The 7,219-nt window shown below is 72.8% G+C and carries 6 protein-coding genes; 2 read left to right on the top strand and 4 right to left on the bottom strand.

The features are described 5' to 3' along the window. Positions 1–462 precede the first annotated feature (462 nt). Positions 463–864, top strand: a complete 402-nt coding sequence (locus tag D476_RS0127370; RefSeq protein WP_192826437.1) for a UDP-N-acetylglucosamine--LPS N-acetylglucosamine transferase — start codon at positions 463–465, stop codon at positions 862–864. Then, a complete protein-coding gene (locus D476_RS0127365; protein ID WP_017627080.1) occupies positions 861–2,369 on the top strand; it encodes a glycosyltransferase in 1,509 nt (502 codons plus the stop codon). Before D476_RS0127370 ends, D476_RS0127365 begins: the two co-directional genes overlap by 4 nt. A gap of 255 nt (positions 2,370–2,624) precedes the next feature. Here D476_RS0127365 and D476_RS0127360 read toward each other — a convergent pair whose 3' ends face one another. From D476_RS0127360 to cysD, 4 genes are all read right to left on the bottom strand, one after another. Further along, positions 2,625–3,539 (bottom strand): glycoside hydrolase family 26 protein, encoded by a 915-nt coding sequence (locus D476_RS0127360; protein ID WP_017627079.1) that lies wholly within the window; start codon positions 3,537–3,539, stop codon positions 2,625–2,627. 786 nt (positions 3,540–4,325) lie between these two features. Next, entirely contained in the window at positions 4,326–5,234 is a 909-nt protein-coding gene (locus D476_RS0127355; protein WP_017627078.1) for a sulfotransferase, read from the bottom strand. Between the two features lie 103 nt (positions 5,235–5,337). Further along, a complete protein-coding gene (cysN, locus tag D476_RS0127350; RefSeq protein ID WP_017627077.1) occupies positions 5,338–6,606 on the bottom strand; it encodes a sulfate adenylyltransferase subunit CysN in 1,269 nt (422 codons plus the stop codon). A gap of 44 nt (positions 6,607–6,650) precedes the next feature. Further along, positions 6,651–7,219 (bottom strand): sulfate adenylyltransferase subunit CysD (cysD, locus tag D476_RS0127345; RefSeq protein ID WP_017627076.1); only part of this gene is annotated, 569 nt, incomplete at its 5' end.

Below are 7,219 nucleotides of genomic sequence, written 5' to 3'. Positions count from 1 at the left end.
CCCCGATCCCCCGAGGTACCCGCAAGCACGAGGGGCGCCTCCTCCGTGCCCCCTCGCCGCTGCCTAACGCGGCGACCGCGCACGTCCGGCAGACGGCCGCGCGCCTTCGTCGTTGCTGCTCTTCGGCCTGGAACGGTGGTGGTCAGAGACCGCGAGCGGGGTACCTGCCGTGCCGCCCGCACGGAGGCGTGGGGAGGACATGGGCTCACCGGACCACTATCACCTGGGCGCCGCTTCAGGGCTTTCGACCGGCCCAACTCTCGGATTTCCTTACGAAACCACATAAGGCAATGAAGAAATTACTCAGGGTTATGCAATGATGGCCCCGTGCCAACCGCGTTCATTGCGCCCTCCGGGCGCGCTCCGAATCTGACCGCAGGGCCCCCGGCCGAGGAGGACGCCCCGGCCCAGAGCGCCCCCGTCCTGCTGGTCGCCTCCAGCGGCGGCCACCTCGCCCAGCTCATGGCCCTACGCCCATGGTGGTCGGGCCGCGAGCGGAGCTGGGTCACCTTCCGCACCCCCGACGCCGAGTCGCTGCTGAACGGCGAGGAGGTGCGCTGGGCGCACCACCCCACCACCCGCAACCTGCCCAACCTGCTGCGCAACACGGCCCTCGCCGTGCGCGTACTGGCCGCCCGGCGCCCGGCCGCAGTGGTCTCCACCGGTGCCGGGGTCGCCCTGCCGTTCTTCGTCCTGGCCCGGCTGCTGCGGGTGCCCACCGTGTACATCGAGGTCTACGACCGCATCGAGACCCCGACCCTGACAGCCCGCCTCTGCCGCCCGTTCACCCGGCTCTTCCTCGCCCAGTGGGAGGAGCAGCGCTCGTTCATGCCCACCGCCATCACCGTAGGACCGCTGCTGTGAACCACGCGCCCGATTCCCCGGCCCCCGCCCCCTCCGACAGCCCGCTGGTCCTCGTCACGGTGGGCACCGACCACCACCCGTTCGACCGCCTGGTGGAGTGGGCCGACGCCTACGCCCGCGAGCGCCCCGAGGTCCGGGTCCTAGTGCAGCACGGCCGCTCCCCCGCCCCCGCGGACGCCGAGGGCGCACCCTTCCTGCCGCCCGACCGGCTGGAGGAGCTGATGCGCTCGGCCGCCGCCGTGGTCACGCACGGCGGCCCCGGGTCGGTCACCGCCGCCCGCCGCGCCGGGCACCTTCCGCTCGCCGCCGCCCGCGACCCCGAGCTGGGCGAACACGTGGACGACCACCAGCTCCGGTTCGTCGCCCGGCTGGACGCCTCCGGGCTGGTGCGCGCCTGCGCCACCGCCCAGCAGCTCTCCGCCGCCCTGGACAAGGCCGTCGCCCACCCCGGCGAGTTCCGCATCGGCGCGCCCGGGTCCGGCGGCACGGGGGACGGCGCCGAGGCCGCCGCCCGCCGCGCCGGTGAGCTGATCGACCTGCTGGCGCCCCCGCCGCGCCCCGGCCACCCGCTGCCCGCACTGGAGAAGGCCCCGGGCACCTGGCCGGACGTGTGCGCCGTGGTGCCCACCCGCGACCGCCCCGACCTCCTGCGCCGCACCCTGCGCTCGATCGCCCGGCAGGACTACCCCGGGGTGCTGCGCACCGTCGTCGTCTTCGACAACGACGACCCCGACACCTCCCTGGCCTCCGACGACCCGCGGCGCCCGGTGGAGGTGGTGGTCAACGACCACAGCCCCGGCCTGGCCGGTGCCCGCAACACCGGGATCATGGCCGCGCGCGGCGAGTACGTGGCCTTCTGCGACGATGACGACACCTGGTTCCCCGGCAAGCTCCGCTCCCAGGTGGAGGTGCTGCTGACCGACCCGGAGACGGAGATGGTCTGCTGCGGCATCCGGGTCGTCTACGACCGGACCGAGGCCGAGCGGATGCTGGACCGCACCGCCGTCACCTTCTCCGACCTGCTCGGCTCCCGGCTCACCGAACTCCACCCCTCCACGTTCCTCATCCGGCGCGAGGCGCTGCTGGAGTGCGGCGACCCGGTCAGCGAGGAGCTGCCCGGCAGCTACGCCGAGGACTACGAACTGCTGCTGCGCATGGCCCGCCGCGCGCCCATCCGGAACATTCCGGCGCCGGGCGTCCGGGTGCTCTGGCACCGGCGCTCGCACTTCGCCGGGCGGTGGCAGACCATCGCCGCCGCGCTGCGCTGGCTGCTCGACCGCTACCCCGAGTTCCGCCTCGTGCCCGGCGGTTACGCGCGCGTGGCCGGACAGATCGCCTTCGCTGAGGCGGCGGCGGGTCGCCGCCGCGCCGCCCTTCGGTGGGCCGGACGCACCTTCCGGGCCCGCGCCCTGGAGCCGCGGACCCCGCTGGCGCTGGCGGTCGCCTGCGGCCTGCCCGCCCCGTGGGTGCTCCGCACCCTGCACCGGCACGGCAAGGGCCTCTAGGGCCGCCTGTCCTCCACCGCGCCCGGCCGCCCTGTCACCCGCCCCCGGCGCGGATGCTCGTGGCTCTCCACACGGGCGCGGCGCGAGAACTTCCCCGCACCGGCACGGCAGGGACCTCTGGGGCCAATCCGACGCCGCGCCCGCCGACGGTCGCCCGCCCTCGGCACGGACGGCCGTGGACCTCGATTCGGGCGCGGCGCAAGAACCCCCCCGCACCGGCACGGCCAGAGCCTCTAAGGCGCGCCCTCCGCCCCGTCACTCGCCCCGGCGTGGACGGCCGTGGACCTCCTCCTGGGCCTTGCGCAGGTGCTCCTTCGTCTTCAGGGCCCGGTCCACGATCTCCTGCACCCGTTCGGGCACGGCCACGTAGGGGTGCCGCCCCGCCAGGCTGTAGCCCCACTGCGCGTAGGCGTCCTGCCCGACCCGGAAGTCACAGGTGGGTGCGGTCATCCCGTCCCACATCTTCACGGCCTTGACCCGCTCGTAGCGCTTGAGCACCTCAGGGATGTCGGCATACCACTCGGCCGTCGCCATCGGGTCGCCCGGGATGGGCACCGTCCCCATCTCCCCGATCATCACCGGCTTGTCCGGGTCGATGCCGTGCTTGGGCCCCTCCTCCTGGACCCACTCATAGGCCGGGCGCAGCGCCTCCTCGAACGAGACCACCTCGTCCCAGTGCGGCATCAGCTCGCACCCGGTCATGTTGTAGGCCTCCCAGCTGATCCAGTCCACGTAATCGTTGCCGGGCCACAGCCGGGGCAGGCGGGACAGGTTGTCGGGCCACCCGGTCACGTTCCACACCCACACGGCGTTGTCCGCGCCGTTCTCGCGGTACACGTCGACGATGTGCCGCCAGGCCATCACGAACTCCTCCGGCGTGCCCCGCCGGTTGTAGCGCTTGTTCGCGTCGGCCTCGTGGTCGAAGGTCACGAAGACGGGGTGCTCCAGCCCGGCGATGCGCTTCGCCTGAGCGGTCAGCGAGCGGTCGAAGCGCCCGACGATGATGTCCTTGTAGTCCTGCTCCGGGTGGCCCCTCACGTTGAACCGCTTCGCCTCGATGTTGGCGTGGATGAGCCGCCCCTCTTCGGCGTACTCCACCTCGGCCTCGGTGGGCACCTCGGTCTGGTCGATGCCGTTCCAGGTGTAGACGATGTCGAGCTTGCGGTCCACCGCCCGTTCGAGCGGCTCCGGGTCGCCCTGCCAGGGACTCGCGCCCCACCACAGGCCGCACGAGGGCTCAAGGATCTCGCTGACGTCGCAGCGGGGGTGGCCTCCGGGCGGCTCCGGGGGGATGCCCGGGGACGGCGACGGCTCCGGCGACGCACTGGGCGTCGGGCTCGGCGACGGCTCGACCGGCGGGGGCTGCGGCGAAGGGGACGGGGACGGGACCGGCGAGGGGGACGGGCTGGCGGACGGGCTCGGCGACGGGGAGGCGGGCGGGGACGGCGACACCGACGGGGAAGGAGAAGGGGACGGTGTCGGGGAAGGGGAGGGAGAAGGGGACGGGGACGGCGTCGGCTGCTGCGGGATCACCAGACCCCCCAGGCCCTCCGGAGACGGGCTCGGGGACGGGCTCGGAGACGGGCTCGGCGAAAGGCTCGGGGACGGCGTCGGCTGCCGCGGGATCACCAGGCCCCCGGGCCCGTCCGCCTCCTGGGCCGTCGGCTCCGGCGACCCCGACTCCAGGATCCCGAGCCCTTCCAGGCCCTCAAGCCCCTGGGCCCCCTCCTTCTCCTCGCACGCCGCCGTGGCCACGAGCAGAGCCGCCAGCACCGCACCGACCCGGGCCGCCCTGCCTCGGCCCGGTCCGCTTCCGTGCGCTCCCCCGCGCCCGTGCTCCCGCTCCACGATCGGCCCCCTCCCGGGTCGTCCTGGAAGCCCCCTTGGGACACCATGGGGTATTCACAGTACGCAATTAATTCACCACGAAAGGTGACCGAATCGGGCGTGTCGGCTTCAGTACCCGAATCTCCACCGAACCGGCAGGGTCAGCGCGGACACCGCGACCCGCGCCGGGGCCGCCAGCTGCGACCGCCACGCCACGTCGGCGCGCACCCGCACCGGCCCCGTCCTCAGCCGCATCGGGTTCCCCGAGACCGTGTGCGCCAAAGACAGCTCCGCCGACCCGTCCGCCCCCAGGGGGACCCCGTCGGCCCCGCACCCGGCGAACTCGGCGATGCCGCGCAGCTCCCCCAGCGGGTCGGCGGCGAAGTCCTCGTAGCGCACGCGGAGGGTGGGCAGCCCGCCGCGCTCCAGCGCCGCCAGCACGCCGTTCTGCGCCACCCACTGCACGGCCGCGCGCGGGGGCGAGTAGCGCGCCATGAACTGCTCGGGGCTGGTCGGCCGGGCGTCGGGCCGGGGCACCCGCTTGCCCCAGGCGTGCGCGACCGCCCGGGGGTCGCGCACGATGTGCAGCAGCCGCATCCGCGCCCCGTAGCGCAGCCGCAGGCACGCGGCCAGCGAGGCGTGCTTGCTGGAGTCGACCACGGTGCGGCACCCGCTCACCCGGGCCACCGCGGCGTAGAGCCGGTCGTAGAGGTCGGTGTAGCGGGCCGCGCGCGCCGCCAGGTCCGGCGGGGGTTCGTCGGCGAGCAGCCCCGGCACGAACCGGGTCCGGTCCACGGCCGCCTTGAGCTCCAGGACCCGGGCCGGGTCGACCCGGCCCCACCCGCCGAAGGCCTCCCGGCCCACCTCCGCCCAGAACGGACACCGGGCGAACGGCGCACCACAGCCGCACACCTCGTCATCGACGAGGCTGCGCCGCCACATGTGCACGACCTCGCCCATGGAGCACACCCCGGGCAGCTCCCCCAGGAGCCGCTCGATGAGCGTGGAACCGGACCGGCCGATCCCCCCGACGAACACCAGACGAAATCCGCTCACAGGACGCAACACTAGTACGCCCTGTGATAGATCGCTCGCTTTCCGTGGTTTAAGCAGGTCGCGACCGGAGAACGGGCACGCCCGGTCAGTCGGTGTCGAGCACCATCCCCGCCGCGACGGTGGCGTTGGTGCCCTCGTCGACCAGGATGAACCCGCCGGTGATGCGGTTGCGCTTGTACTCGTCGACGAACAGCGGCTGGGCCGACTTCAGCGCCACCCGCCCGATCTCGTTGAGCCCCAGCTCCGCGGGCTTCTCGTCGCGGCTGAGGGTGTTCACGTCCAGCCGGTACAGCAGGTCCTTCACCATCACCTTGCTGGTCCGGGTCGTGTGCTTGAGCAGCAGCTTGGACCGCGGGGTGAGGGTGCGCGACTCCGACATCCAGCAGACCATCGCCTGCAGCTCCCGCGCCTCGCGCGGGCGGTTGTTGGGGCGGCAGATCATGTCGCCCCGGGAGATGTCGATGTCGTCCTCCAGCAGCACCGTCACCGACTGCGGGCTGAACGCCTCGTCCAGGTCGCCGTCGGCCGTGACGATCCGCGCCACCCGCGAGGAGATGCCGGAGGGCAGGTGGACGACCTCGTCGCCCTTGCGCAGCACGCCTCCGGCCATCTGGCCGGCGTAGCCGCGGTAGTCGTGCAGCTCGGGGTCGTCGGCCTTGTGCGGGCGCACCACGTACTGCACCGGGAACCGCGCGTCGATGAGGTTGCGGTCCGAGGCGATGTGCACGTTCTCCAGGTGGTGCAGCAGCGAGGTGCCCTCGTACCAGGGCGTCTCCATGGACCGCTCCACCACGTTGTCGCCGTGCAGCGCGGAGATGGGGATGAACGCCAGGTCGGTGACGTCCAGCTTGGCGGCGAAGTCGGTGAACTCGGCGCGGATCTCCTCGAACCGCTCCTGGGAGTAGTCCACCAGGTCCATCTTGTTGACCGCCACCACCAGGTGCGGCACCTGCAGCAGCGTGGCCAGGAAGGCGTGCCGGCGGCTCTGCTCCTGCAGCCCCTTGCGGGCGTCGACCAGGATGACCGCCAGGTCGGCCGTGGAAGCGCCGGTGACCATGTTCCGGGTGTACTGGATGTGCCCGGGGGTGTCGGCGATGATGAAGGTGCGCCGCGGGGTGGCGAAGTACCGGTAGGCGACGTCGATGGTGATGCCCTGCTCGCGCTCGGCGCGCAGGCCGTCGGTGAGCAGCGCGAGGTTGGTCTGCTCCTCGCCGCGGCTGCGGCTGGTGCGCTCCACCGAGTCGAGCTGGTCCTCGAAGATGGACTTGGAGTCGTAGAGCAGGCGGCCGATGAGGGTGCTCTTGCCGTCGTCGACGGATCCGGCCGTGGCGAACCGCAGAATGTCGTTGGTCATGGTGCGCGCGTTCCTCGGGAAGGGATCGGTGCGGGTGGGGCCGGTCAGAAGTAGCCTTCGCGCTTGCGGTCCTCCATGGCCGCCTCGCTGGCGCGGTCGTCGGCGCGGGTCTGGCCGCGCTCGGTGATGCGCGTCGCGGCGATCTCGGCGATGATCTCGTCGATCGCGGTCGCGGTGGAGCGGACCGCGCCGGTGCAGGTCATGTCGCCGACCGTGCGGTAGCGGACGGTCGCCTCGAAGACCTCTTCGCCCTCGTCGCGGTTGATGAAGGGGCCGTCGGCGAGCAGGATGCCGTCGCGCTCGAACACCGGGCGCCGGTGCGCGTGGTAGATGGAGGGCAGCTCCAGCTCCTCGCGCCGGATGTAGTCCCACACGTCCAGCTCGGTCCAGTTGGAGATGGGGAACACCCGGATGTGCTCGCCGCGGTCGATCCGGGTGTTGAACAGGTTCCACAGCTCGGGCCGCTGGGCCTTGGGGTCCCACTGGCCGAACTCGTCGCGGAAGGAGAACACGCGCTCCTTGGCGCGGGCCTTCTCCTCGTCCCGGCGGGCCCCGCCGAAGGCGGCGTCGAACCCGTGCTCCTCGATGGCCTCCAGCAGGGCGGCGGTCTGCA

The sequence above is a fragment of the Nocardiopsis chromatogenes YIM 90109 genome (genome assembly GCF_000341185.1).
Lineage (GTDB): Bacteria > Actinomycetota > Actinomycetes > Streptosporangiales > Streptosporangiaceae > Nocardiopsis_A > Nocardiopsis_A chromatogenes.
This window is presented reverse-complemented; position numbering and strand designations above follow the sequence as displayed.

Bases quoted from the DNA above. Each gene is read 5' to 3' on its own strand.
- D476_RS0127370 (WP_192826437.1), top strand. From the start codon at position 463: ATGGCCCTACGCCCATGGTGGTCGGGCCGCGAGCGGAGCTGGGTCACC.
- cysN (WP_017627077.1), bottom strand. From the start codon at position 6,606: ATGACCAACGACATTCTGCGGTTCGCCACGGCCGGATCCGTCGACGAC.